At 57.6% G+C, this 26,207-nt stretch carries 18 protein-coding genes; 9 read left to right on the top strand and 9 right to left on the bottom strand.

Annotated features, from left to right (window positions below; translation table 11 throughout):
* Positions 1-55 precede the first annotated feature (55 nt).
* The gene (locus O5O45_RS24325; RefSeq protein WP_305901908.1) at positions 56-1,513 is read left to right on the top strand and encodes an aminoacyl-histidine dipeptidase; all 1,458 of its coding nucleotides are present in this window, start codon (positions 56-58) and stop codon (positions 1,511-1,513) included.
* 88 nt (positions 1,514-1,601) lie between these two features.
* Here the strand turns inward: O5O45_RS24325 and O5O45_RS24320 are convergent, their stop codons facing one another.
* Entirely contained in the window at positions 1,602-2,048 is a 447-nt protein-coding gene (locus O5O45_RS24320; protein ID WP_305901907.1) for a CBS domain-containing protein, read from the bottom strand.
* A gap of 255 nt (positions 2,049-2,303) precedes the next feature.
* Here O5O45_RS24320 and O5O45_RS24315 point away from each other — a divergent pair, with 255 nt between their 5' ends.
* Complete coding sequence (locus O5O45_RS24315; protein ID WP_305901906.1) at positions 2,304-2,837, top strand: outer membrane beta-barrel protein; 534 nt, start codon at positions 2,304-2,306, stop codon at positions 2,835-2,837.
* A 16-nt stretch (positions 2,838-2,853) separates the two neighbouring features.
* On the opposite strand, the gene recD is transcribed toward O5O45_RS24315, so the two are convergent.
* The 3 genes from recD to recC are packed head-to-tail and all read right to left on the bottom strand — an operon-like array spanning position 2,854 to position 11,551.
* The gene (recD, locus tag O5O45_RS24310; RefSeq protein ID WP_305901905.1) at positions 2,854-4,791 is read right to left on the bottom strand and encodes an exodeoxyribonuclease V subunit alpha; all 1,938 of its coding nucleotides are present in this window, start codon (positions 4,789-4,791) and stop codon (positions 2,854-2,856) included.
* Positions 4,788-8,333: an exodeoxyribonuclease V subunit beta gene (gene recB / locus O5O45_RS24305; RefSeq protein WP_305901904.1), complete on the bottom strand. Its 3,546-nt coding sequence runs from the start codon at positions 8,331-8,333 to the stop codon at positions 4,788-4,790. Before recB ends, recD begins: the two co-directional genes overlap by 4 nt.
* Complete coding sequence (gene recC / locus O5O45_RS24300) at positions 8,330-11,551, bottom strand: exodeoxyribonuclease V subunit gamma (protein WP_305901903.1); 3,222 nt, start codon at positions 11,549-11,551, stop codon at positions 8,330-8,332. The genes recB and recC overlap by 4 nt, the downstream gene beginning before the upstream one ends.
* A gap of 469 nt (positions 11,552-12,020) precedes the next feature.
* Between recC and O5O45_RS24295 the strand changes: the two genes are divergently transcribed.
* The 7 genes from O5O45_RS24295 (at position 12,021) to O5O45_RS24265 (ending at position 21,729) form a co-directional block, all read left to right on the top strand.
* Complete coding sequence (locus O5O45_RS24295) at positions 12,021-15,002, top strand: M14 family metallopeptidase (RefSeq protein ID WP_305901902.1); 2,982 nt, start codon at positions 12,021-12,023, stop codon at positions 15,000-15,002.
* A gap of 446 nt (positions 15,003-15,448) precedes the next feature.
* A complete protein-coding gene (locus O5O45_RS24290; RefSeq protein ID WP_305901901.1) occupies positions 15,449-16,312 on the top strand; it encodes a nucleoside-specific channel-forming Tsx family protein in 864 nt (287 codons plus the stop codon).
* 128 nt (positions 16,313-16,440) lie between these two features.
* Positions 16,441-16,929, top strand: a complete 489-nt coding sequence (locus O5O45_RS24285; protein WP_305901900.1) for a GNAT family N-acetyltransferase — start codon at positions 16,441-16,443, stop codon at positions 16,927-16,929.
* Between the two features lie 108 nt (positions 16,930-17,037).
* Complete coding sequence (locus tag O5O45_RS24280) at positions 17,038-17,688, top strand: GTP-binding protein (RefSeq protein ID WP_305901899.1); 651 nt, start codon at positions 17,038-17,040, stop codon at positions 17,686-17,688.
* Between the two features lie 24 nt (positions 17,689-17,712).
* On the top strand, positions 17,713-18,900 hold the full coding sequence (locus tag O5O45_RS24275; protein WP_305901898.1) for a sensor histidine kinase: 1,188 nt from the start codon (positions 17,713-17,715) through the stop codon (positions 18,898-18,900).
* A 7-nt stretch (positions 18,901-18,907) separates the two neighbouring features.
* A complete protein-coding gene (locus O5O45_RS24270; protein WP_305901897.1) occupies positions 18,908-21,145 on the top strand; it encodes an ATPase, T2SS/T4P/T4SS family in 2,238 nt (745 codons plus the stop codon).
* Between the two features lie 107 nt (positions 21,146-21,252).
* Positions 21,253-21,729: a hypothetical protein gene (locus O5O45_RS24265; RefSeq protein ID WP_305901896.1), complete on the top strand. Its 477-nt coding sequence runs from the start codon at positions 21,253-21,255 to the stop codon at positions 21,727-21,729.
* Between the two features lie 157 nt (positions 21,730-21,886).
* Here O5O45_RS24265 and O5O45_RS24260 read toward each other — a convergent pair whose 3' ends face one another.
* From O5O45_RS24260 to O5O45_RS24240, 5 genes are all read right to left on the bottom strand, one after another.
* Positions 21,887-22,477, bottom strand: coding sequence for a hypothetical protein (locus O5O45_RS24260; protein WP_305901895.1), 591 nt, complete (start codon positions 22,475-22,477; stop codon positions 21,887-21,889).
* Positions 22,478-22,672: 195 nt separating this feature from the next.
* A complete protein-coding gene (locus O5O45_RS24255) occupies positions 22,673-23,005 on the bottom strand; it encodes a hypothetical protein (RefSeq protein ID WP_305901894.1) in 333 nt (110 codons plus the stop codon).
* A 112-nt stretch (positions 23,006-23,117) separates the two neighbouring features.
* Positions 23,118-24,254: an ABC transporter permease gene (locus O5O45_RS24250; protein WP_305901893.1), complete on the bottom strand. Its 1,137-nt coding sequence runs from the start codon at positions 24,252-24,254 to the stop codon at positions 23,118-23,120.
* Entirely contained in the window at positions 24,248-25,177 is a 930-nt protein-coding gene (locus O5O45_RS24245; protein ID WP_305901892.1) for an ABC transporter ATP-binding protein, read from the bottom strand. The genes O5O45_RS24250 and O5O45_RS24245 overlap by 7 nt, the downstream gene beginning before the upstream one ends.
* Positions 25,170-26,138, bottom strand: coding sequence for an HlyD family secretion protein (locus O5O45_RS24240; RefSeq protein WP_305901891.1), 969 nt, complete (start codon positions 26,136-26,138; stop codon positions 25,170-25,172). Before O5O45_RS24240 ends, O5O45_RS24245 begins: the two co-directional genes overlap by 8 nt.
* Positions 26,139-26,207: the final 69 nt, after the last annotated feature.

The raw sequence follows: 26,207 nt of genomic DNA, 5'->3' as shown, positions 1-26,207 counted from the left end.
CTTGGCGCAGCGCCTTGGGGAACTCCAGAACAATCAACAACAATTTGGCGACATTATGAGTTTAAGCGATCTGACCCCGCAGCCCTTGTGGCGTTTTTTCCAGCTATTGTGCGACACCCCGCGGCCTTCCAAACAAGAGCAGCTGCTCAAGTCCCGCATCAGAGAAGCCCTGAGTGAATATGAGCTGGAAATCATTGAGGATCAGGTCGGCAATCTGATAATCCGCAAACCCGCGACGCCTGGCTACGAAGACGCTCCCGGCGTGGTGATGCAAAGCCATCTGGATATGGTGCCGCAGAAGAACGAAGGTTCTACCCACGATTTCAGCAAAGATCCCATTCAACCCTATATCGACGGCGACTGGGTGCGCGCCCGCGGCACCACATTGGGCGCGGATAATGGCATCGGCGTAGCGGCCATTCTTTCCGTACTGACTTCCAAAGACATGATTCATGGGCCGTTGGAAGGTCTGTTAACGGTGGATGAAGAAGCCGGGATGAGCGGCGCCAAAGGCTTGCAGGGCGGCGTTTTGCAGGGTTCTTTGCTATTGAACCTGGATACGGAAGAAGAGAATGAACTGTATATCGGTTGCGCCGGCGGCGTGGATATCGGCGGACGTTTCACCTATCAGGCGGAGCCCCGGGACGATCGTCGTCAGTACTGGCGCATTGCGCTGAAAGGGTTGCGCGGCGGCCACTCCGGGCTGGATATCCATTCCGGACGCGGCAATGCGCTGAAGCTGGTGAATCGCGCCCTGGATCAATTACGCAAACAGTTTCCCGCCTTGCGAGTGGCGTCTTTGACCGGCGGCACCCTGCGTAACGCGATTCCGCGCGAGGCCTTCGCCGTCGTGGCGGCGCCGGCGGAGCAGGGCGAGGCGATCGCCCGCCGCATTAGCGAACTGCAGCAACTGTTCATGCAGGAGCTGAAATCCGCCGAGCCGCATTTGCATCTGACCATCAACGAAACTGACGCCGCCGACTTGTTGCCGGAGGAGATGGTGGACCGCTTACAGCGTGTGATTTTCGCTTGTACTCACGGTGTGTTCCGTATGAGCGCTGACTTCCCCGGCGTGACGGAAACCTCCAACAACCTGGCGCGGGTAGTGATGGATAACGGTCATATCGAAGTGCACTGTCTGGCGCGCAGTCTGGTGGACTCGTTGCGGGATGACGCGGCGCAATCCCTGGCGAGCGTATTTGAACTGGCGGGTGCGGAAACCTCTGTGGGCAACTGCTACCCCGGATGGGCGCCGGACAAGCGCTCTCGTCTGCTGGATAATCTGACCCGTCTGCACGAGAAAGTCGTGGGCGTCACGCCCAAGATCCAGGTAATTCATGCGGGTCTGGAATGCGGCATCCTGGGCGCGAACTATCCCCACTGGGACATGATTTCATTTGGGCCGACCATTCGTGGCGCGCACTCGCCGGACGAGGCGGTGCACGAGCCAAGCGTGGCGAATTTCTGGAAGTTCCTGGAAGCGGCGCTGGCGCATCTGGCCAAACCCGCCTGAAACAGACAATGATCTCGCAGGCGCCGTTACTGGCGCCCGACGACAGGCGACGTCACCTCATTGGTTTCGCGCCTGTTGCGTTTCTCGATCAGCTGGGCTCTTCCTCCGGCTCCACTTCCACCAGATCCAGCAGATTAATGGCGATCTTGATAAAGTCGCCTCCCGTCAAAATGCCCACGACATGGCCATTTTCCACCACGGGCAGACAACCGTATTTCTTGGTTTGCAGAAATTCCGCTGCTTTGCGGATCGGCGTATCCAGGCTGGCGGTGGCGACTTTGGTCCGCATCACCTGAGTGACGGGAATTTCGGACTCGTGAGCCTCCATCAATTCCGGGGGCAGGTCATACACGGAGGAGTCCATGGCGGCGAAGACGTCGCGCTGGGTGACGAGCCCTTCCAGTTTGTTTTTGGCGTTGACGACCGGAATATGGCGGACGCCCTGTTCCTGCATCATTTTACGGGCATCGGCCAAGCTGTTCTCAGTGCTCAACGTATGCACGGGGTGGCTCATTACATCTTTCATCAGGATCATGCTTACCTCCAATTGCGTAAGCTTTAAGGTAATGGAACCGGCGTCGGTATGGCTTGATGCGAGTCAAACCCGCCGCTACCCAGGGGCTGGCGATATTTCAACGTTATTCCAGGAAGTATAGCCAGCCTCGGCGTGTAGAGCGTTGCGGCGCTGACGCTGTTACACAGACAACCCCTAGTGTATGCTTCGGCGCGCTATGGAGATAGCCCAAAAATTGTTTAAAGAATATTCCCTAATTACAGAGTGAGGGTTGTAATGAAAAGACTGGGTTTAGGAATCTGCCTGACTTTGGCCATGGCTGTCGACGCATCAGCAGAAGGCTATGGCGCACTGGGGCTGGATTATATGCACGCCTCTTCAGAAAATCTGCATGACAATCTGATGCTGAATGCAACATTAGGTTGGAGCCTTACTGACTTTTGGGGGCTGGAAGGGCGCTTGGGCGTTGATTTCTTCTCTCTGATATTCGATGAAGACCCTCTGGATGACTCCGGCGCGTTTATGGACGCCTACGTGGCGGGATACAACCGCTTCACTCTGCCGCTTAGTAATGCAATAAAGCCCTATGTGCTGCTGGGTTGGCAAGGCGCCAGCGTCAGTGTACAGAGCTGCCATGTTCTGGGCGGCGGTTGTGAGAAAAACCATGAAACGCACAGCGGCTTCGCTTATGGCGGTGGCGTAGATTTCCGCATTAAGAAAGGGATCTACCTGAAAACGGAGGTAACGCACTTCGAGCATAATGAAGTGCGTTTCAATACCTTCGGCATTGGCGTGACGGGGGAGTTCTGACCGCCGTCTGCGAGGCCTACCATAAATCCAATTGCACGCCATCGCCGGACGCTGCATCCGGTGGATTATCAACGCTGGGTTCGCTCGGTGCGGACTCGCCCCAGATTCTGCGGGCGAGCCCGGACATCCTCTGGGTGGGGCGTTTAATAGACTTGATCAACAGGTGACGCGGCCCCCACACGCTGATCCGCTTTTTGGCGCGGGTGACGCCCGTGTATATCAACTCCCGCGTCAGCACTGGTTGATCAGTTTCGGGCAACGCCACCACGCAATGGTCAAATTCAGATCCCTGACTTTTGTGTATGGTCATGGCGTAGACCGTTTCATGAGCGGGCAGGCGGTACAAAGGAATGCTGCGCAGGGGGCCGTCAGCGTCCGGGAACCAGGCGCGTAGTTGTCCCGATGCCGGATCACGCCAGATCAGGCCCACATCGCCGTTGAACAAGCCCAGGCTATAGTCGTTGCGGGTCACCATAATAGGTCGGCCGTGATAGTGCAGTTGATAACGCGGCGTCAGGCCTTTACGTTGCAGCGCGGTTTCCACCCACTGATTGATCTCCTGCACGCCGCCATGGCCTTCTTTTACGGCGCAGAGGATGCGGAAGCGATTCATGGCGTCCAGGGCGGTTTCCACCGAATCGGCTTTGAAGCAGGGCTCGTAGGCGTTGGCCGCGGTTTGCTGGATGAATGACTGAAGCTGCGATGGCGGCAGATTTTCCCAATCCGCGTCCTCGAACTCCGGCTGCTTGAATACCTGCAGGGCCGCTTCCGGATCGCCGGCGTTGATCGCCTGCGCCAGACGACCGATGCCGCTGCGGGCGTGAAAGCGATGACTTACCTCCAGGCGGATGACGCAGTCCGAGACAGGCGCGGCCTCTGCTTCAACCGGGTAGGGAGGCGTCAGGCCAAGCTGGCGTAAATAGTCCCCCATTTCCGGGCTGACGCCGGCGGCGCTTCGTTGCGAACAGATGTCGCCAATGACGCTGCCGGCTTCTACTGACGCGAGTTGTTCGCTATCGCCCAGCAACATCAGACGGGCGTGAGGAGGCAGCGCCTCTACGGTGCGCAGCATCATCGCCAGATCCACCATCGACACCTCGTCTATCAGGAGTAAATCCACGGGCAGCGGATGGCCGGCGTGATGCACGAAGCCCTTGCCATCCCCCCGCACTTTCAGCAGGCGATGCAAGGTGTAAGCGGTATCCGGAATGCGTTCGGGATGCGGCAGACGCTCCCCCAGCTGCAATTTGGCGTTGCGGATGGACTCCATCAGGCGCGCGGCGGCTTTGCCGGTGGGCGCCGCCAGAGCGATGCGCAGAGGCGGGTCGGCGAGTTCTCCCAACATGCCCAGCAGCCTGGCTACGGTGGTGGTCTTACCGGTGCCGGGGCCGCCGACAATGGCGGTGAAGCCCTGACGACAGGCCACTGCGGCGGCGATCGCCTGACGATCCTCCGACTCGACGGAGGGGAAAAAGCGCAGCAGCGCCTGACGGACCTGCTCTGGCGGGAAAGCCGCGTGGTTGGCGATGCGCTGTTGCAGTAATCCGGCAAGCTGACGTTCATATTCGAAGTAACGGGCCAGGTAGAAACAGTTACGGTCATCCAGCACGCATGGACTGACCGGGCCCGCCTCGCCCACGTCTGAGTCCGCCTGGGTCAGGCCGCTGGCGAGCAGCGCTTCGCGCCATAATTTGAGAGACGGGGCAATAAAGGCCCGCATGTCTTCTTCCGCAGAGTCCGGCCACAGCGAGCGGCCTGCGTATTGCGACAGGTCCAGGCAGGTGTGGCCATTGGCCAGGGCGTTGGACGTCAGCGCCACAGTCAGCGCCAGTAGTTCCCGTTGCTCTTCTGTCGCTGACATCGCCATTTCGGCGAACTGATGGCCAAGATAATAATCCAGTGGCCGCAGCAAGTTACTTTGGCGGGCGGCGTCAATCAGATGGGCGATGCTCATGCCGGTTCTCCCTGCAGAATCTCAGCAAACGCGGCCACCGCCGCCTGGGAGGGACGATCGAAAAATACGCCCAATTCGGGCTGGCGTTGACTGTGCATGCCCCGCAAAAACAAATAGTACACGCCGCCGAAGTGGGCGTCGTAATCGTAGTCGGGCAAGCTGCGTTGCAGGTAGCGATGCAACGCCAGCGTATAGATCAGGTACTGCAGGTCATAGCGGTGCGCAAGGATTTCGTTGCGCAGATTTTCCTGGGCGTAGCTCTCGCGTTTTTCTCCCAGCCAACTGCCTTTGTAATCGACGATATAGAAGCGTCCCTCATGCTGGAAGGTGAGATCGATAAAGCCGTGCATCAGGCCCTCATGAGCAGCCACGTTCAGATTAACCGGCGTTTCAGAGCCGGAGTAGTCCGCCAGGAAACGCGCCAGCCGCGCTTGCTGAATCAGCGTCACGGGGAAGAGAAACTCCATTTCCACCTGCATATTGGCCTTGTCCAGTTGCGACAGTGAAAAAGGCGCGCCGCCGTTCTCCATTAGCGGCGTGTTCACCACTTGCCATAATTGTTCCGAAACGCAGGCCACCCATTCATCGCCGAAGCCGTGTTGTTGCAGGCTGTGGCTGGTGAGCTCATGCAACACCTCGGCGTTTTCCGCCTGCAATGGCATATTCTCCAGAATATGGTGGAAACACTGACCCGCCCAGGCGCCTTTGGGAAACTGAAAAATATCGCTGACGTCCGGCTGCAGGCGAGGCTGTACTTCCTGTACCGGCGCGGCCTCATCCAAGGGCTCTTCGTGATGGCGACCGCCGCCTCCGGAGGCCAGTTGCGAGTAACTGGATAAACGCCAGTTTTGCTCCACGGTGCGCTGGGCGGAGCGCGCCCGCCACTGGCCGGCGCCTTCGCCGGGATGACGGCGCTGATGCACCGGCTCAGGAGCCAGGCTCCAGCAAAAGTCGGTCTGCGCTGCAAGGCGGGTCAGGGGCTCCGCAAGTTGCGTATCGTCCAGATTTTTCAGGGACGTCAGCCAGTCGGTCAGATTGTCCGTCGCGCCGCCATAAAGCAGCCACGCCATGGCGGCGTACTGGAACTCATTTACGGCGCCCCAGGCCCAGACGCACAGTTGTTTGGCCCGGGTCAGCGCGACGTAAAGCAGACGCAGATCTTCCGCCAAACGCTCCCGTTCCGCCTGCTCCTGTAAGCGGTCGCCGCCGCTAAGATCGAGCACCAGACGGTGCTCCCGTTCAGGGTCATGGCACATTAAATAATCGTCTTTGCCGCTGCGGCCAAATCCCAGAAAAGGTAGAAACACCAAGGGATATTCGAGGCCTTTGGAACTGTGAATGGTGACGATTTTCACCAGCGCCTCGTCGCTTTCCAGGCGTAACTGATGCTCATCGCCGCGTCCGTCCGCCTGCTCCAATTGTCCTTGATACCAGGCCAGCAGTCGCTCTGGCGTGGGGTAGTCGCGCCCGGCCTGTTGCAGTAGTTCCGCCAACTGTAACAGGTTGGTGAGACGGCGCTCGCCTTCTGGCAGGCCCAGTAGTCTGGCGGCGATGCTGAAGTTCTGCAGCCATTTCTGAAACATGGGCATGAAACCGGCGTCTTGCCATTCTTCCCGTAACTGATGCAATGACGTCAGCATACTCTCCCAGCGCTGTTCATCCCGGGCCAGCGTTTCCAGCTCCGGGGCGGTCCAACCCCAGCTCAGGGTCACCAACGCCGCGCGCAGGCGGCGTTCGTCATTGGGCTCCAGCAAGGCGCGCAACAGGCGCAGCAGATCGGTGGCCTCTTCACTTTGATAGACGCTTTCCCGCGTCAGAAACACGCTGCTGACGCCGACGGCGGAGAGCTTTTCCGACATGATGCGGGCCTGATTATTATCCCGCACCAGTACAGCGATATCGCCGGCGCTGAGTGGGCGGTCGCCCAGGCGAGCGCGGCCGTCCTCTCCCAGGTTGAGCCAGTTGGCGATTTCACTGGCGGTGATTTGCGCCAACTGCGGCCGCGCTTGTTCTTTACTTATGTTTTTGCCGCTGTCTTCACGACCAAGCAACCAGGCCTGCAATGGCGTCACCGGGACGCCGTCCAGGGTCAGGACGGAAGCGTCAGCGGCGCCGGCGGCCTGTACGGGAATGAACTCGATGTCGCCGGCGAACAGGAAGGGGTTGGCGCACTGTTCGAACAATCCATTGACCGCGGCCACCAGCTCTTTGCGGGAGCGCCAGTTGGTGTCCATGGTGTAGCGATTGTCCTGGGGCGTGCGCTGCTTGGCTTGCAGGTAGGCGTAAATATCCGCGCCCCGGAAGCTGTAAATCGCCTGCTTGGGGTCGCCGATCATAAACAGTGTGGCGTTGCTGTCAGCGGCGTCATATAAGGAGGAAAAGATACGATACTGGGACGGGTCGGTATCCTGGAATTCGTCAATTAGAGCGACCGGATAGCGGCGTTGCAGCGCCAGGCGTAACTGGGGCCCGGTGGCGGCTTCGAGGGCGTCTTTGAGACTGCCGATCAGGTCATCGAAGCCCAGAATTTCCGCCTGGGTTTTCAGGCGTCGCAATACGTCTCTGAAGGTGGTCAGCGTGGCGCCCACCAGCCATGCGTCCAACTGTGACTGTTGGGTCAGAAACTGCTCCAGGGCGCTGAAAAAAGCATGCTGTGGCGCGCCAAGACCTTTGTCCGCCGCCTTTTTCAGCACGGATGCGTCAAGAACGCGCTGACTGAACAGGGCCGCGGCGGGGGGCAGCGTCATCTGCTCTTCCGTGCGGCTCCAGATAGTCAGGCTGAGAATGGCGTCGTTCAGTTTGTCTTCCCGGTAAGTTTTCTCCGCGCGCCCCAGAATTTTGTTCTCCGCCGCCTCCCGCACGGCGGCGGTGAGTTCGTCGCCCAATTGGCGCCATTGGGCTTTCAGCACGCCGGCCAGATGACTGAGGGTCTGCGGATCCACATCAGGGGGAATCAACTCCAGATCGCCTTGCGCCAGATAACTGCGCAGGCCATTCAGCATTTCCGCCGGCTCGCCCCACTTGGCCTGCGCCAGCTCCGCCAGCAGCCGGTCTGGGTAGAACTGCTTGCGCCAAGTGTCCTCCGCCGCTTGTTGCAGCAACGGACCTAAGTCCTCCTGCAGACGCAGATCAAACAAGAGTCCGCTTTCAAATGCGTTGTCCTGCAGAGCGCGCTGGCAGAAACCGTGAATGGTGAAGATAGACGCCTCGTCCATATTCAACAGCGCCTGCTGCAACAGGGCGAGAGCATCCTCGTTGCGTTCCGGATCGCGCCAGAGCGCGAGCCATTCCGGGATGTCCGTTTCTGGCGGCGCCTGCAAGGTCTGCATGACCTCACGAATGCGCTGACGAATCCGTGTGTGCAGCTCTTCCGTGGCGGCGCGAGTGAAGGTGACCACCAGAATCTGCCTGACGTCGAGCTGGCGCTCCAGCAGCAGGCGCAGATACAAGGTGGTGATGGTGTAGGTTTTCCCCGTGCCGGCGCTGGCTTCAATGAGCTGCACGCCCTGCAGGGGAATGGCGATCGGGTCCAGCGGCTTCATGCCGGCGCCTCCCAATGCTCCAGTGCGGGCTCCCAGATGCCCTCCGCCAGCGCCACAAAGCGTTCGTTCAAGGTCTCCGCCTCAAAACGCCACACTAGAAAATGATGCGCGTCCGCCAGTTCGCCCGGTTGCCATTCGTTGCCCAGCCAGCATTGCTGCGCGGCGTTGATGGGCTCGCTGCGACTGCGCGGATTATTCTTGGTTTCCACGTACTTTAAAGAGGTCTTCGGGAAGAAACGCACTGGCTCATTCTCACTCTGGGACAGCAGATCTATAAGTTCCGCCAGTAACTTTCTGGCCTGCTCTTGAGCCACCGGACGGTAGTGACCAACGCCCTGACGACACACCAGAAAACTGGGACGGGCGAGGGCGTCTGCGGTGACGCTGCATAGCGCCAGATGCTCCAGCCATAACAACAGCATGCGGGACGCGTTACAGCCGGCGGTGGTCAGATGCAGCAGACCGCGCGGGCCGATGCCCGCCACCGCGCCGCGCAACGGCAGTCCTGATTTTTCCGGGGTAATTTCAATACGATCCTTGCCATATAGTTCACGGGCCTGCTCGCGCAGCGCTTCCAATTGCTGTCGCGTCTGCTTGCGGCTGATAGCGCCGACCGCGCCGCCGGGCAGCAGCCCCTTGGCCTCTAGATAGCTTTCCGCTTCTTCATCCGTCGCCGCGTTCATCAGTTCCTGCAGCCATAGCTCTTTCACCTGGAAGCCGTGCAGACCGCCCAGGTCGAAAGGTTCCCTGTCCTGAGTCAGATCACTGGCGTCCAACAATATGTTGAGCCGTTGCTGCACGAAGTAGCGGGTGGGATTGCGTAGAAAACGCCGCAGGCTGTCCAGCTCTACAGGGTGGTCAGCGGAAAACGGCTCATGCTCCCGGGAGGGCAAAGATTCCGGGCAGAACGCTTGATATTCCTGCTTGCTGTGGCGGCCGTGCAAGGCGGGCAGCCATTCTGACTGGTAGCTGAAGTGGCCGCCGTCGGCGGTGAAGTAATGGGGGCTGAAGGGTTGTAGTGGGTGTTCGGTGAGAATGCGTCCCATAGCCGCCTCGCCGCCTTGTTCCTGGATCGTATCCAGCAGTTCGCTGAGAATGACCGAGGGCGCGCATTCGCTGTTGTCGCGGATACTGCGTCCGACGTAACTCAGATAAAACACGTCGCGGGCGGCCAGTAAGGCCTCCAGGAACAAGAAGCGGTCCTCCTCGCGACGGGCGCGGTCGCCTTTGCGAGGATACGCGGCGATCAGATCGAAGCCCGGCTGCGTCTGGCGGCGTGGAAACTGATCGTGATTCAGGCCCAGGACGGCGACTACCCGAAAGGGAATGCTGCGCATGGGCACCATGGCGCAGAAGGTCACCGCTCCGGTGAGGAAACTCTGTCGCCGTAACGGGCTGTCCAGGCGTCGACGCAGATCCTGCTTCACCACCGCCAGCGGCAAGGGTTGGTCGAAGCCCGCGGTCTGGGTTTCCTGCAGCCATTCCTGCACCGCTTCGCGGGCGACCTGCAGCGCCTGCTCTTCATCCCGGTCAGGGTCGAACAGATCGTTCATCCAGCTGTGCAGGAGGTCCGCCCATTGTTGGGGCGTCTGGCCGCGGGAGATCTGCGCGCGCCAGCGCGCCAGGGTGTCGATCAGTTGCGACAGCGCGCCCAGGCTGTCGGCATCGCCGCCCTGAATATGAGGATAGGGGGCGACGTCCTGATACATCTGCATCGCATCGGGGAGGGCGAAGCCCAGCAGCAAGCGTTTGATCCCGGCCTTCCAACTGAACTGATCGGCGCAGTCGACGCCGTAGGCCTGTTGCGACTCTGCATCCAGTCCCCAGCGAATGGACGCCTCAAGCAGCCATTGACGCAGGCGCGATAACAATTCTTCATCCAGGCCGAAGCGGCGTCCCACCGCGGGAATTTCCAGCAGGCCGAGCACTTCCGAGGCGGTAAAACGGCCGGGCAATAAGTCGAACAATTGCAATACCGACTGCACCAGATTGAAGTCGCTGTAGCGGCTCAGGTCGGCGAGAGACCAGGGAATGCGGCGCGGACCTTCCTGTGCGCCGAATACGGCTTCAACCAACGGCGCGTACTGGCCGATATCCGGCGTCATCACCACGATATCCCGGGGAGACAGGCTGTGATCGGTTTGCAGCAGATCCATCAGTTGGTCGTACAGCACCTCCACTTCGCGCAAGGCGCTGTGGCACAGATGCACTTGCAGAGAGCGATCGTCAGCAGGGCTTTCTGGCCATGGCTCCTGGCGCAGGTTGAAAACGTCCGCCTGCAGGTGTTGCAGCAAGGTATGCGGCGGCGCGGGCGGGACATAGCAGTCGGCTTCTGTGACGGAAACGTCCTGCAGCACATCCAGATAGTCCCGCAGCGGCTTGCCCCAAGACGCCAACAGTCGATGGCCTTCGTCGTACAGTCCGGAGACTTCCGCGCCGTCGCGGGTGCGAATGCGGCTGATGTCCTTGCGGGAGGCGATGTCGCCCCAGTAATGCTCCGTGGGGTTCCATTGATACATATGCACTTCTATATGGCGGGCGGCGTTCTGCAGCACGTCCAGATACGCCGGAGCCATATAGGGAACGCCAAAGACAAACAGGCGCGGCGGCAGCTTATCCACATGCTGCGGCAGTTGTTCCGCCAACTCCTGCAGCACGCGGGCGCGGTGGGGCGCGTCGCTGTCACGGGTCAGACCACGCCACAGTTCAATCTGCCAGGCATGTTCGCTGCCGCTGGCCTCAGTCGGGAGGCCTTGCTCCCATTCGGATAACCAATCCGGGCGATACATTAGATAGTGGTCAAAGACATCGGCAATGCGTTGGCTCAGCTGATAATTACGCAGCAGGTCCGGCGATTTGCGATCCGGGCCGGTGTGAAGGTAGCGATGCAGGGCGTCGAATTCGCCGCTGTCCGGAAGCGCGGGGGCCAGTTGCATCAAGCGCCAGGTCAGGATGGATTTGTCAAAGGGATGCAGCTCCGGCAAGTCGTCCCGGCACAGTCGCGCCAGCCGCCAGACCAACTGCGCCGGCAGTTGAAACTCCAGATTGGCGGCGACGCCGTTGAGTTCCGCCAGTTGCTGGCTCAGCCAACGGCTCATGCCCTGGCTTTGCACGATCAGTATGTCGCTTTGCAAAGGGTTCGCCTTGGGACGCGCCAGGGCGTCGGCGAGCAGTGCGAGCAGCTGTTCCTGGCGGTTGCTGTAGTAGATTTTCAGCATGAAGGAGGCGTAAACGGTGACGGTGAAAGTGTGTGTGAGCTATTTATCATTTTCGCTAGGAGTATAAGGAAATCCAAGGATGGCTGCATGGATAAATCATTTTCCTGGTCAATCGGTCAAACCCGCGGCGTACGCCGTCTGAGCATCATCGTTAGGCGGCTTCCCTTATATTTAAAAAAGTTATAAGGATATAGTGGAAAACCGCTATATCAAGCTGAGTTCCTATCACATATAGAGGTAAATGCAGTCCGTTAGCGCCTGCTGTTAGGTTTTCCTATAAGCGTTGTTTTCGCCGGTTACCCCATTTGACTGGCCAAACGACCTTAACCCAGCCGGAAACCTATCCGCGAAAGGCCTGTAACGGCACATGGATCGAGTGCTTAGGGCTCCCCCTCACCCCCTTGGCCGTAGTCTAGCAGTAGTCCGAACTAACTTTCCGTTAACGATAACCATGAATAAGGAAAACATCATGAAATTAGTTAGATGGCTAGCCTTGATTTGCACGATACTGCCGGGGGTCGCGCTGGCCGGGCAACTTAGCATGGCGCGAATTACCCTCAACAGCGGTGATGAATTGAAATCGGCCAAGAAGCTTGGCCTCGACATCGTCCACTACCATAAACTGAAAAATCTGACCGCGGGCGTCAAAGGGGAATCCTTTACGGTGGAAGCGGTGTTGTCTCCTCTGGATAAGGAAAAGCTGAACAAAGCAGGGATTAAGTGGGAGCCGATGCAAATGCCTTCGCAGTTCCGCTCCGCTTTCTCCGCCAGCGGTGAAACCGCCTATCACAGCTTTGACGAACCTGAACTGGGTATCGAGGATCGGCTGTACGCCTTGGCGGAAAAATATCCCGCTCTGGTGACGCTGTATAAAATCGGCGAGTCCCATCAGGGACGTCCTTTGATAGTCGTAAAAGTTTCCCGTAAAACCTGGTGGGACCGTTGGTTCGATCGCGGCGGCGATCTGAAGGAGGGCTATGGCGTCAGCCATCAGCCTCCCGGTCGCAAAAAGCCTGAGGTATTTTACGTGGCCACGCATCACGCCCGCGAATGGGTGGCGACGCAAATGGCCATGCGTTACCTGGATTATCTGACCGAGAACTACGGCAAGATTGAGCGCATCACCAAACTGCTGAATCATAATGAGCTGTGGATCATGCCGGTGGCCAACCCGGACGGTTATGAGTACACCTTCACCAACGAACGTCTGTGGCGGAAAAACCTGCGCGATAACGATGGCGACGGCCAGATCACGCTGCAGGACGGGGTTGACCTGAACCGTAACTTCGCCGAGCACTGGGGCCTGGACGACGAGGGCTCCAGCGCGGTGATGTCCGATCAGACCTATCGTGGACCGGAAGCGGAAAGTGAGCCGGAAACCGTGGCGCTGACCAGCTTCATTCAAGCCCATGACTTCCGTTTTACGTTGTCATACCACACCTACAGCAACCTGATCCTGTATCCCTTTGGATGGCAGGTGCAGACGCCCAGCTTCGACAATCCTATCTTCGTGGCGCAGGCGGGCACTGACGACAATCCCGCGATCTACGACAGCATTATCGAAGCGGGGTATGATCCCGGCGTGAGCGCAGACCTGTACACCACCAATGGTGATTTCACCGATTGGTCTTACGGCGCGTTGGGCATTCCTTCCTATACAGTGGAGCTGACTTCCGGCCAGGACAAAGACGGCAACGCTTACGGCTTTGAATTCCCGGATGACGAAAAGATGCTGCAGGCGGTTTTTAACGACAACCTGGAATTCGCGCTGACTCTCGCAGAGAGCGCAAGAAGACCGGATAGTCCTGTTTCCGCTGTGGGTATCGAAACCGAGGATGTCTATCATGAGCCGCTGACCACTTCCTGGGGCGCATCTCAGTCTATAGATATCCTGGCTAAGCGTCGCATTGGCGACCGCAGCTTCCTGGTGTATCAAGTGGACGGCGGTTCGCCCAAGCTGACTCGCTTCCGCAGAAAGTTCGGCGACCGTTACAACACGGAGCAGGGAACTTACTTCAACCGCTATGAGGCGAAGATTCGCGGACAGGCCGCCGGCAGCACCGTCACCTATTGGGTCAAAACCGTCAAAGGCGAGGAGTTCGGTCCTTACAGCTACACCGTAGAAAAGGCCAGCGGCGCTAAAGTGCTGGTGGTTGCGGCGGAGGATTACACTGGCGAATATCCGGTGTATGAGAACAATACCGCGCCGAATTATCTCTCTTTCTACACCGACGCGCTGGACGGCGCCGGCTACTCCTATGACGTGTGGGATGTGGACGCCAGAGGCGCGGTGCCGCCGGCTCGTGAAGTCATGAGCCACTACGACGCGGTGATCTGGTATACCGGCGACGACTTTGTGTCGACCGTTCTGGAAGGTTTCCAGGCGCATGAACAGATGAAGCTGCAGGCGCGTGAATACATCAACTACTGGGACGGCAAAGTGATGGCCACCGGCCAGGGCTTGTCCGAAGCTTCCACCGTTTACGCACAGTTCAACGATGACTTCTTCCAGTACTACATGGGCGCTTTCCTGCATCTGGAGACATCTGGTCTGGGCAAAGAAGGCAATGCGCTGGACGTGGTAGGGCAGGATGACGATCCCATCATGGCGGGTCTGCGTTTCTCCCTGAACGGCGGCGACAGCGCCAATAACCAGCACACGCCTGACAGCTTCCTGGTCACCAGCAGCTTCGTGGACGCTTATCATCAGACCCTGGCGGCGACCTATGATCGCCCTGGAGGCGGCTTCAACCCCACTTCCGGCACGCACTATGTGTACAGCCAGCAAGCGGACCAGAGCTTCAAGCGTCTGGGCGGAACCATCGAAGTGCCGGCGGATGCGCCCTACATCACCTTCAATATGGCCCATGAAACTGAAGCAGACTGGGATTTCGTCTTCGTGGAAATCGCCGAGCAGGGCAGCGATAACTGGACCACTCTACCGGAAGCCAATGGTTTGACCAGTCAGAATACCGGCGAAAGCTGCACCTCCGGCTGGGTTGACCTGCATCCAACATTGGCTCACTACATGGACGCAAGTTGTAATCCGACTGGAACCACTGGCCAGTGGAACGCTATGAGCGGCAGCAGCGCTGGTTTCCGCACCATGTTGTTTGACCTGTCCGCTTACGCTGGCAAAACCGTTGAAATCTACATTTCCTACGCATCCGACTGGGGCACGCAGGGACTGGGCGTTTTCGTCGACGACGTGAAAGTCGGGGAAAATGACGCAGAAGATTTCGAAGACGGCTTCGGTCAATGGCAGCCTGGCGCTCCTGATGGCGCGTTCAACATCAATAACTGGGAAAACATCGAAGGCGCAGGCTTCGTTGATGGTCCCGTCATCCGTGATGAAGACACCATTTATATGGGCTTCGGTCTGGAAGGCGTCGATGGTTACGAAAACCGCGTTAAGCTGATTGAGCGTTCAATGAGTTACTTCGGTCTGTAATCTCGGATAATTCCACTCTATGAGAGGGGCGCCCGCATTCGCGGACGCCCTTTTTTCTTTTCACTTTCTTGCAGACCCCGACTTTCGTCTATATCCTTCGCCGCCTTTTGCGCGCTGCGCCGATTTGGGGCCAAGTTAGTTTTCGCGCCCCGTTTTCAGGCATGAATGTGACATTCGTCTGTGCGTAAATCATTCAAATTGTGCATTTAAATTGCAAATTGTTGACTAAAAGGTCAATATTTGCCGGTCATCATTGTCGTTGGTTCGCATATTGCTCTTCAGCTCCCTGTCGATAAATACACACAGCGCGGGGAGACGACTGCGTATGTGGGGCGATCAGGCGGAACTATCTCCGGTCCTGTCGCAGGGGGCGCTCGCTTCCCCGCGCTGTGATGTATTTGCAGGAAAACAATCAAAACAAAGCAAACACAGAAGTAGGAGTATCCATGACTCTCAAGAAACAGTCGGCCCTGGCCGCAGCAAGCGGCGCGTTGGTCGCCGGTCTGCTTTTTTCTTCAGCTGCGAGTGCTGTAGAAGTTCCGGAAGATATTCACGCCGCGGACTATCATTGGATGAATTGGCATCTGTATCGAGGGATTGATCAACGTGGCGGACCTTACAAGTTCGACGACACCTATTTCGAAATTGAGTTCGGCGGCCGTTCCGGCGCTCTGGACTTTTTCGGCTACGTGGATTTTCTGGATATTTTAGGCGACTCAGGCAATTCCGATAAAAATCGCGGCGATAACTTCTTCGCCGATATCGAGCCCCGTCTTTCCATCGACTACCTGACCGGCACGGATCTGTCCGTAGGTCCGGTTAAAGAGTGGTATTTCGCCTTTGACCTATTAATGGCCGATGCAGGCGAATTTGGAGGCCTGCAGGTATTGTGGTCGGGTATCGGCACAGATACGGAGCTGCCCTGGTTGGGCAAGACTGGCATTGCTGTCTACGCTCGTTATGTGGGTGAGAACTATGGCGCCAAGAATGAAGGCAGTTGGGACGGCTATGTCGCCCATATCAACTGGTTCAAACCCTTCTACCATAATGGCGATGACTTTGTTGCTTTCCAGGGCTACGCAGATTATGAGTTCGCCTCTGATCTGGGTGACGATGATCCGACCCGCTCCTCTGACTCATTCCAGTCCTACTTGGGCATCTGGTACCATTCCAAGCAATGGGCGGTGGGATACGGCGCCAAGGTATACCACAATATGACTCAGTTTGAAGACGGTGCGCCGGGATTTGCGGGCCCGAAACAGGACACCACTGGCGTTGGCCATTACTTCAACCTGACCTACAAAATCTAGTCGCCGTCTATGCGCCGCATTACGCGGCGCTGGATTTCGGAGACGAATCCGAACGACCTGAAGACGCAGCGACGTCTTGGGATTCGTCTCCTTTTTCAGGCAGGAAGATGACTTCAGGAAAGGGAACAATGCAGACAGTCTCCACTTACTATTTGGAAATGACCTCTCCTTCCGATCTACGGGCGAAAAGCCCGGTGGGAGAGTTGCAGATCATGGAATGCGCAATCCGGCAGTTCGAGTACAGCCGCTTTCTCTACACGCTGGTGGGCGGCGCCTGGGGATGGACGGATAAGTTATCCTGGAGCGACGAGCAGTGGCGGGACTATGCGGAGAACGAGAACCTGCGCACCTGGGTGGCGTATGTCAAAGGCTCGCCGGCGGGTTACTTTGAACTGCAGAAACAGCCTGAACGGCAGGTGGAAATTTCCTACTTCGGACTGGCCCCCAAGTTCATTGGTCAAGGGCTTGGCGGCTATCTGCTTACGCAATGCATTCGCGAAGCGTGGAACTGGGGAGCGGAGCGGGTGTGGGTGCACACCTGTACGTTGGATCACCCTGGCGCGCTTGCGAACTATCAGGCTCGCGGTATGCGTCTGTACCTGATGGAGACGGACTGACGCGTCTGTTTGGCTTCAGCTATTAAATGCGGCGCCTCTGAGGAAGTCTTCTATACTGAGGGGATAGGGTATATCCCAGCCGGAGAAGTCTTGCCGGGAAGGAGCATTATGGCGGAGCTGGATGAACAGACGAATCGACTGACTTTGAAGCTGGTCTACTATGGCCCGGCGCTGAGTGGGAAAACCACGAACCTCGGCGCGCTGCATGAGTTGTCCTCGCCGGAATTGAAAGGCGAGATGATGGTGCTGGAGACGCAGAAAGACCGTACTCTGTTTTTTGATCTGTTTCCGCTGGGTTTTGAAGCCCCCAGCGGCCTGTTGATTCAACTCAAGCTCTACACCGTCCCGGGACAGGTGCAACATGACAGCACCCGCAAAGCCGTTTTATCCCGCGCTGATGGCGTCGCCTTTATCGCCGATTCCCAGCATAACCAAAGCCATACCAACCTTGAGGCGTTTGAGAATCTCGCCGCCAATGCCGGCCGCGTAGGCATCGACTTCGAGCGCCTGCCGCTGGTGGTGCAGTTTAATAAGCGTGATTTGAAAAATATCCTGAGCGAGCAAGAAATTCGCGAGCGCTGGGAGCCCAGCCCCTGGTGGCCGGTGGTGTTCGCCAGCGCCTTGCAGAATCAGGGCGTGTTGGAAACGCTGGAGCTGTTGCTGCAGCGGGTATATCCAGAGCTGGATGAAGAATACAAGCTGGGCTCCGCGCATCATTTGAGCCGGGAGGCGTTTGTCGCCGGCTTGTTGGGGAAATAACGGAAGCAGGGGGGCTCCATCGTCGTGAATGACATTGATCCGGAATTCACGCTTGCCGATCTATTGACGCCGAAAGACATCGAGTCGCTGCAAAGTCGATTGCCGCCGCTGTTGGAGACGTCCGCCAGTATCGTCCCGGTGCAGGATAAGCCGGACGCTGACGCTTGGCCTATCCGCTATCAGATTCGCACGGTCGCCTACTTAGTCGCATCCGCTCCCAAAGAAAAAGCCGAAGCCGCCTGCAAATTGGTGGAAGCCATCCTGCATCAGGCCGCCCGCTATCGGCTGGCGGCTTCCCTGCATCATCATGTCGTGGAACAGGATTACGAAGAACTACAGCTTAAGCATCAGGCGCTGCAGGAATCGGAGGCCAGGTATCGGGAATTGGCGGCGCAGCTTGAACGCAGGGTGGAGGAGCAGGTGGCGCAGATCGAGCTGCGCCGCAAGCAGGTTTACGAAGCGGAGAAACTGAGCGCATTGGGGCAGCTTGGCGCCGGCGTCGCGCATGAGATCAATAATCCCCTGGGCTTTATCCAGTCTAACCTGAACTCAGGTAAAGGCTATCTGCAGGATATCAGCGACGCGCTGACGGAAATGTCGCGCGGCCACGATGTGAAGGCGATTTTCAGTCGCTATGAATTGGACTTTGTCATTAAGGACCTGCATATCCTGATGGGCGACACGCTGGACGGCGTGGCGCGGGTCGCCAAGATCGTCAAGGACCTGAAAGGCTTCGCCGGCACGGATGGCGGCTCCAGGCAGAAAGTGGCCATGGAGGAGCTGATGGAGAGCGTCTGCAACCTCGCCAAACCGCTGATGGGGGGGCATATTCGTTTGCGTAAGGAATATGAGCCGACGCCGCCGGTTTGGGTGGATTATTCGGCGTTTTGCCAGGCGGTGTACGCCATCATGCTGAATGCGGTGCAGGCCATTGGCGAACGCGGTGAGGTGCTGGTGCAATGCGGCCCCGGCGCAAGCGGGGTGCGGATCGTGATTGAAGACACTGGTTGCGGCATGGACGCGGAGACCCTGAAGCGCATTTTCGAACCGTTTTTCACCACCAAACCGGTAGGTTCCGGCACCGGACTGGGCATGACTCTATGCCGGGATATCATCCGCGCCCATGGCGGCGAGATTCAGGTCGCCAGCGAACCAGGCAAGGGCAGCCGCTTTTGTATTGAGCTGCCGGTGACGGAGGAGACCCCCGGATAATTCATTTATGTCGAAATTCGCTTCTCTGTTCGTCAATAACTCAGCTTCCGATCAGGACGAGGACAAAGGTAAACCGAAAGTGTCCTACAGCGTCTTGCTGGTGGATGACGAGCCTGCCGTTTTGAGTGCGTTGAGTCGGGTTTTTCGTAAGGAGAGCTACAACATTCTCACCGCCAAGAATGCGATGGAAGCCCTGGAAATCATCAATCAGCGCCGTATTCATTTATTGATATCAGACTACATGATGCCGGGGATGACCGGCGCGGATCTGTTGCGCAAAGTGAAGGAAGAGTCTCCCGATACCATCCGCATTATGCTCACCGGACAGGCGGACACCACGGCGGTGATGGCCGCCATCAACGAGGGCGCGGTGTATCGCTTTATTCTCAAGCCCTGGAATGACGACGATTTACGCATCACCGTCGCCCTGGCGCTGGAACAGTATGACCTCATTCAAAAGAACAAGGAGCTTGAGAAGACCAACGCCAAACAGCAAAAAGACCTGCAGGCGTTCAGCAAGCTGGCGCAACAAAACCGCAGCCAGCTGGCGATCATGCTGCACAAGCATAATCTGCTGAACAAACAGCAGGTGCAGGAGGTTTTCAAGCTGCAGCAAAGCCGCAAGGAGACGGTAATCAAGCTGTTGCTGGAAAAACAATGGATTGAGGAACGCAAGCTGGTGCAGCTCCTGAAGAAGGAAATGTTCTTTGAGGAGGTGTCGCTGGCGGAATTCCAGGTGGAGCCGGCGACACTGTCGTTGATTCCCAAGTCTCTGTGTCAGAAGCAGCTCATTATTCCTCTCAGGATCAGCGGCAAGCGCTTGTTATTGGCCATGGCGGACCCGCTTAACGTGGAATTGATAGATGAGCTGGGTTTCACCACGGGCATGCAGATCGATCCGGTGGTCGCTACGGTCAGCGCCATGGAGATGAAACTCGCCGGGTTGTTCGAGGAAGAGGAAACGTCCATCAAAGAGTTGGAAAGCGTGGTGATGGGGGTCGACCCCTTCGAAGGCATCGAAGTGGTGATCGAAGATGACGACGACGACTCTCTGGAAGACCTGCTCAGCCAGACGGAACAGCCGCCCGCGGTGCGCCTGGTCAATGCGATCATCATTGAGGCGTTGCGTCTGGGCGCCAGCGATATCCATATCCATCCCCGCACTAATCAGGTCATCGTTCGATATCGCATAGACGGCGTGTTGGAGGATAAGATTCGTATTCCGCACAACATGCATATGTCCCTGGTCTCGCGCATCAAGGTGATGTCTGAGCTGGATATCACTGAACGCCGTCGTCCCCAGGACGGGCGCATTACGGTGAAAACGCCGATGCGGGTGGTGGATTTGCGCATTTCCACTCTGCCCACATTGAACGGGGAAAAAGTGGTGATGCGGGTGCTGGAGCGTAATTCCTCCGTGAAAAACCTGACCCATTTGGGACTGTCGGAACTCAACGCCAAACGCATGGAAGCCGCCATCAATAAACCCCAGGGCATGATCCTCGCCACGGGGCCCACCGGCAGCGGTAAAAGCACGACGCTATATGCGCTGTTGCAACACAACGCGACCACGGAGAAGAATTACGTCACGATTGAAGACCCGGTGGAGTTTTATCTGGATATGGCCGGACAAGTGTCGGTGCGGGAGAAAATCGGCTTGAGCTTTGCCTCCATACTGCGCGCCATTCTGCGGCAGGACCCGGACATCATCCTGCTGGGAGAGATCCGCGACTTCGAGACCGCCGAAGTCGCGTTGCATGCGGCGCTGACCGGGCATCTGGTGTTCTCCACCCTGCACACCAATTCTTCCATCGGCACCGTCGCCCGTCTGTTGGACCTGGGCATCAAACCTTTTGTCGCGGCTCAGGCGTTGGAATGCATCATCGCGCAGCGATTGGTGCGGCGCATCTGTGACCACTGCCGTGAAGAAGTCACGCCCAATGAAGAGGAGATATACCTGCTCGGCCCGCTCTTCGACGATCCGCACCTGAAAACCTACCATGGTCGCGGCTGCCAAAAGTGCAATCACGGCTATAAGGGCCGTATCGGATTATATGAAGTCCTCACCATCACAGATGAACTGCGCCACCACATCGCCGGCGGCGCATCCAGTAAAGAACTCTACGACATCGCCGTCGCCAATGGCCTGGTCACCCTCGTCGCCGACGCCAAATCCCGCGTCCACAAAGGCCTCACCACCACCTATGAAGTCCTGCGAGTGCTGGGAACACAGATAGAGGTGTAGCCTCAATACTCTCAGTCCTGAGAGTTATCTGTATAGCGCAAGATTGCTTTTTGACGATGCTTTAAAGGGTATACTTCGCCTTCAAAATCAATGTGGTTGATGGGTATATGGAAGGAGTTGCAGTGACTGTCTCTGATGTATCTTGCTTCTTAATAAGCTTTGCAATAGTTGGACTGATTAGCTTCTCGATAGTTTTTATTTTGAACAAGGTATTTTATGTAGATTATAAGAAGCTATCGGGCATGTTAGGGATAGCCTGGGTTCTTCTGTACTTTTTATGTGTATTTGTTCCATTTTTTATCTCAGGCGTAAAGCCCGGGTTTGAAACTGCGTACTCCCCTGATCAGCTTGATAGGGTAGCGGGCCAATATAGCTTAATCACTGCCATAGTGGGGTACGCGCTTAGCCATGATATGTTTGTGTATGCCCTAATGGCGGTAACTGTGATGTTGTTGTTAAAAGGCGAATATTTTAAAAATGAGAATGTTGAATATGTGGTTAAGTCATTGATATTTATCTTCTATTCTGTGATCGTATTTGAAAGTCAGAAATATCTGTATGTTCTGAATTTTGCTCTGGAGTAGGTGTATTGTCAGTCCGGTGGCGCTTGTTTTCACCACCGCTGATATTTGAAGGGAAAGTTGGGAAATAGTAAACATAAGATCCTTTACTCTTGTCATATTGAATCCCGCCCTCCTTGGCGAGACTCATCGCTTTTAGTCCCGTAATTTTCCCTGTACCTCAACAAATATCCACATCCTCCACTCTTAGAATCGCCAGGCCGGGGCTGCCGGTGGTGCTGGCGCGGGTGAGGACGGCTTCGATGTAATAAGCGTTTTGCGTGAAGTCGAAGCTGGTGGTCCAGCAGCCGTCGCTGACGCTATGGGTCTGGTAGGCCGCGTTGGCGGGGCGGGTGTTGCTGTCCAGCGTCAACAGTGTGGTGGTGACGCCGGTGTTGTAGTTGTACTGGCGTAGCGACAGCACGACTCTGGCGTCGCTTCCATTATCGCGGAAACGGGCGCTCAGGCGTTTGTTGACGCCGCCGTTATCGAGGTCGGCGATGGCGGTGACGTTATACCGTAGAGTAACGCTGCTGGATGCCGGCGCTGCGCCACTGATCTGGGCGACGCCGCTGGAGAAGTTAACCTCTGTCGCATCCGCCTCATCGACGACTCCGGTGGAGCCGACCGCCGTCCACGGCGAAGCCGCCCAGGCCGCGCCCACAAAACCGGTCGCGAGTGTGAAAGCGCTGGCTTGCAACAAAGTCGTCAGTTTTTGAGATGGGCGTAGCCACTGAAGTAAATGGCTGTGGGGGCCGCTGACTCGTTCCATATTTGCTGTCTCCGTTTTTATAAGGCGGCGTGGCCGGCCGCCGGGCGGGCTCCGGCGCATGGCGCCGGAACACAGCAAGCTTAGACTTGAAAGGGAGATCGTGCGTGGGAATATGTCGCAGCGGCTGCGTTAAAAATTACCTCGACAATCGTTTTACGCTTTGGCTTAGTGCGCTGACGGATCAACTCTGCTGGCTTATTGCTGCAAAGCCAAAATCACACCGCCGCCAACCGCCAGGCTGATCACCATGCCCAGCGCGGGAGCGTAAAACTGCGGCTTTTTATAGTGCTTGTACAGGTTGATAAGAATCAGCGCAGCGAAGGCGACCAGGGCCAGAGACAGAGCGGGAATCGCCAACGGCTTGAACATGACGGAAGCGGTGCCGGCGACCACCAGTCCCGCGAGGAACACCAGCCCCATTTTGGCGTCATGAAAAAAGATCTGCATGAACATGAAACTCGCGCTGGCGAAAAAGATTACGAACAAGACAATGAACAGATTGAGGTTGGTTAAAACTACTTCGGACATGTGAATTCCACGCGCTGGTTGGGCTGAAGGTCTGGTGCGAGCCCGACGATCATAATCCACCCTGACGAAAATGCAATTCCGGGTAGGGTGTATGTGAAAGCATCCGCCATCGCTAATCCAGAGTGCGCCGGTACTGGCGTAATCCAACCGCCATCATCACTGCGGTGAAGGCCAGCAGTGGCCATAAGTGCTCCCAGGCGACCGTCCATTCATTGCCTTTCAACAATAAGCCACGGATAAATCGCAGGAAATGCGTCAGCGGCAGCGCTTCGCCAATGATTTGGGCCCATTGCGGCATGCCGCGAAACGGAAACATAAAACCGGACAGCAGAATGGACGGCATGAAAAAGAAGAACGACATCTGCATGGCCTGGGCCTGATTACGCGCAATGCTGGAGATAGTGATGCCGACGGTGAGGTTGGCGAGGATAAACAGCAACACGCCGAGCATCAGCAGCAAGGCCGATCCCAGCATCGGCACATGAAATACCCACAGAGCCGCGGCGAGAATAACGAGCACCTGAATGTAACCGATCAGAATATAAGGCGTTATTTTACCGACCATGACCTCCAGCGGCTGCACCGGCATGGCCAGCAGATTTTCCATGGTGCCGCGTTCGTGTTCGCGGGTGATGGCCAGGGAGGTCATCATGATCATCGTCATGGTCAGAATCACGCCCATCAGGCCGGGCACGATGTTGTACTGGGTGATGCCCTCGGGATTGTAGCGGCGATGGATATCAATGGAAAACGGCGCGCCTTTGCCCTGTAAGGAGGCCAGCGGGCCATTGAGGTCGTGAGCCAGCGCAGTGTTGGGAATCTGTTTGATCGCCGCCAGGGCGTTGGAAGTGGCGGCGGGGTCGGTGGCGTCCGCTTCCAGCAGCAGGCTTGGGCGTTCTCCGCGCAACAGGCGACGGGTAAAGTCGGCGGGAATGTTGATAACGAACTGGGCGGCGCCGCGGGCCAGTATCTCGTTGGCGGTTTGCTCAGAGTCGGTAATCTCGGTGACATTGAAGTAACGGGTGTTGACGATGGCCTGGATGATGCTGCGGGTATAGGCGCTGCTTTCCGCACTGCGCACCGCCATGGGCAATTCCTTGGGGTCCGAGTTGATGGCGAAGCCGAACAGCGCCAGCTGAATCAGGGGAATGCCAATGATCATGGCGAAAGTCAGCCGGTCGCGGCGCAACTGAATGAACTCCTTGGCGACCACCGCCCACAAACGGATGGGAGAAAAGAGCGTCACCATCTTTTTTCCTCCGAGCTGCGCATCAGCTGAATAAACACGTCTTCCAGCCGCGGCTGGGTGCGCTCAGGATTGACGCCTTCCTGCTCCGCGAACGCGCTCAGATCCTTCTCCAATTGCTGGGCGTCCGTGCCGGACACAAACAAACGGGTTCCAAACGGCGCCACCTGCTTCACCGCGTCGATGCGCCTGAGCTTTTCCGCCACCTGATGAATGTCAGCGCTTTCTATGCGCCAGGTGGCCAGCCCGGAGTCGGCGATCAGAGAACGGGGCGACCCTTCGCCCACCAAGTGGCCGTAAGCGATATAGGCGAGACGATTGCAGCGCTCGGCTTCGTCCATGTAGTGCGTGGACACCAGCACGGTGACCCCTTCATCCGCCAGGCGATGGATCTCCTCCCAGAAATCCCGTCGCGCTTCCGGGTCAACCCCTGACGTGGGCTCGTCCAGCAGCAACAGCTTGGGCTTGTGCAGCATGCATGCGGTCAGCGCCAAGCGTTGTTTCCAGCCGCCGGACAACTCCCCCGCCAGTTGCGTCTGGCGGCTTTTCATCCCCAGGTTATCCAGCGCTTCGTCCACCGCTTTCCGGCGCTCTGGCAGATAGTACATGCGGGCGACGAACTCCAGATTCTCCCGCACGCTGAGGTCTTCATAAAAGCTGAAGCGTTGGGTCATGTAGCCGACCTGGCGCTTGATATGGCGGGCTTCCTTGATGATGTCGTAGCCCAGACAGCGCCCTTCTCCTTCATCCGGCGTGAGCAGCCCGCACAGCAGGCGAATGGTAGTGGTCTTGCCGCTGCCGTTGGGGCCCAGAAAGCCGAAAATATCGCCCTTGTATACGCTGAGGCTGACTTTATCCACCGCCACCTTGTCGCCGAAGGACTTCGACATGTCCTTGACCTTGATGATCTCTTCGCGGTTATTCATGGGCGTCCAACCCGGGCGGCGCAACATCCACGGGTTGCCCTGGATGCAGTTGCGGCGATCTGTCAGCAGCGGGCCAGGCCTTCACCAGATACACAAACTTGTCCCGGCTGTCTTTGCTGTAGATATAGGGGGGCGTGAATTCCGCGTTGGGGCTGATATAGCGCACGGTGGCCATAAACGGTGCGCCGCAGCCGTCGCAGTGGACGCTGACCTGATCCCCGGTTTTAATCGCGTGCAACGCAGTCTCCGGCACGAAAAAGCGCACATTGATGCGCTCCGGCGGCAATAGCTCCACCACCGGCTGTCCGGCGGGCACAAATTCACCTGGTCGATATAGCACCTGTCGCACCAGCGCCTGCGTCGGCGCCGACTGTTGTTTCTGTCGCAGGCTCCAGCGCGCTTCTCGCAAGGTAGCTTGCGCCGCCGCCACCAGCGCCTTGGCCGCGTCCAACTGGTCGGAACGTGCGGCGAGTCGGGCGGAACTCAGTTGCGCTTCAATTTCCTGGATCTGGCGAAGATTACGTGTGTGCGCCGTCTCCGCTTCGTCCAGGCTGGAACGGCTGGCGAGACTGTTGGCGTATAGATCGCGAGCGCGCAGTAGCTGTTTGGAAGAGAGTTCGGCGGCGGCCTGGGCTTGTTCGTATTGGGCTTCGATCACCGCCAGCTCCTGCGGTCGTTTGCCCTTCTCCAAGTCCGCCAGCTCGGCGCGGGCGCGCAGCAATTGCGCCTCGGCTTGTTGTTCCGCGGCGCGCTGGGGCTCATCGTCAATGCTGAACAGGTGGGTGTCGGCGCTGACTTGGTCGCCTTCCTCCACCGCAACCTCTGTGAGTGTGCCAGCGGAGGGGGCTGCGATGAATATCGAATCGCCTTCGATATATCCTTGCCAGTGCTCGCTTGCGGCGGAGTCGCAGCCTGTCAGCGCCAGTAGTGCCGCCAGTGCTGCAAAATATCCGTAATCCATTGTTCTGCTCCTTGAACTGGAATAGGCGCCGCCTCTGGAAAGAACGGCGACGGCGATCGACTGTGATCA

Origin of the sequence: Hahella sp. HNIBRBA332 (assembly GCF_030719035.1) — a bacterium.
Taxonomy (GTDB): domain Bacteria; phylum Pseudomonadota; class Gammaproteobacteria; order Pseudomonadales; family Oleiphilaceae; genus Hahella.
Note: the sequence above shows the minus strand (reverse complement) of the source record. Positions and strands in the feature narration are given on the sequence as shown.

Bases quoted from the DNA above. Each gene is read 5' to 3' on its own strand.
- O5O45_RS24325 (WP_305901908.1), top strand. From the start codon at position 56: ATGAGTTTAAGCGATCTGACCCCGCAGCCCTTGTGGCGTTTTTTCCAG.
- O5O45_RS24320 (WP_305901907.1), bottom strand. From the start codon at position 2,048: ATGATCCTGATGAAAGATGTAATGAGCCACCCCGTGCATACGTTGAGC.
- O5O45_RS24315 (WP_305901906.1), top strand. From the start codon at position 2,304: ATGAAAAGACTGGGTTTAGGAATCTGCCTGACTTTGGCCATGGCTGTC.
- recD (WP_305901905.1), bottom strand. From the start codon at position 4,791: ATGAGCATCGCCCATCTGATTGACGCCGCCCGCCAAAGTAACTTGCTG.
- recB (WP_305901904.1), bottom strand. From the start codon at position 8,333: ATGAAGCCGCTGGACCCGATCGCCATTCCCCTGCAGGGCGTGCAGCTC.
- recC (WP_305901903.1), bottom strand. From the start codon at position 11,551: ATGCTGAAAATCTACTACAGCAACCGCCAGGAACAGCTGCTCGCACTG.
- O5O45_RS24295 (WP_305901902.1), top strand. From the start codon at position 12,021: ATGAAATTAGTTAGATGGCTAGCCTTGATTTGCACGATACTGCCGGGG.
- O5O45_RS24290 (WP_305901901.1), top strand. From the start codon at position 15,449: ATGACTCTCAAGAAACAGTCGGCCCTGGCCGCAGCAAGCGGCGCGTTG.
- O5O45_RS24285 (WP_305901900.1), top strand. From the start codon at position 16,441: ATGCAGACAGTCTCCACTTACTATTTGGAAATGACCTCTCCTTCCGAT.
- O5O45_RS24280 (WP_305901899.1), top strand. From the start codon at position 17,038: ATGGCGGAGCTGGATGAACAGACGAATCGACTGACTTTGAAGCTGGTC.
- O5O45_RS24270 (WP_305901897.1), top strand. From the start codon at position 18,908: ATGTCGAAATTCGCTTCTCTGTTCGTCAATAACTCAGCTTCCGATCAG.
- O5O45_RS24265 (WP_305901896.1), top strand. From the start codon at position 21,253: ATGGAAGGAGTTGCAGTGACTGTCTCTGATGTATCTTGCTTCTTAATA.
- O5O45_RS24260 (WP_305901895.1), bottom strand. From the start codon at position 22,477: ATGGAACGAGTCAGCGGCCCCCACAGCCATTTACTTCAGTGGCTACGC.
- O5O45_RS24255 (WP_305901894.1), bottom strand. From the start codon at position 23,005: ATGTCCGAAGTAGTTTTAACCAACCTCAATCTGTTCATTGTCTTGTTC.
- O5O45_RS24250 (WP_305901893.1), bottom strand. From the start codon at position 24,254: ATGGTGACGCTCTTTTCTCCCATCCGTTTGTGGGCGGTGGTCGCCAAG.
- O5O45_RS24245 (WP_305901892.1), bottom strand. From the start codon at position 25,177: ATGAATAACCGCGAAGAGATCATCAAGGTCAAGGACATGTCGAAGTCC.
- O5O45_RS24240 (WP_305901891.1), bottom strand. From the start codon at position 26,138: ATGGATTACGGATATTTTGCAGCACTGGCGGCACTACTGGCGCTGACA.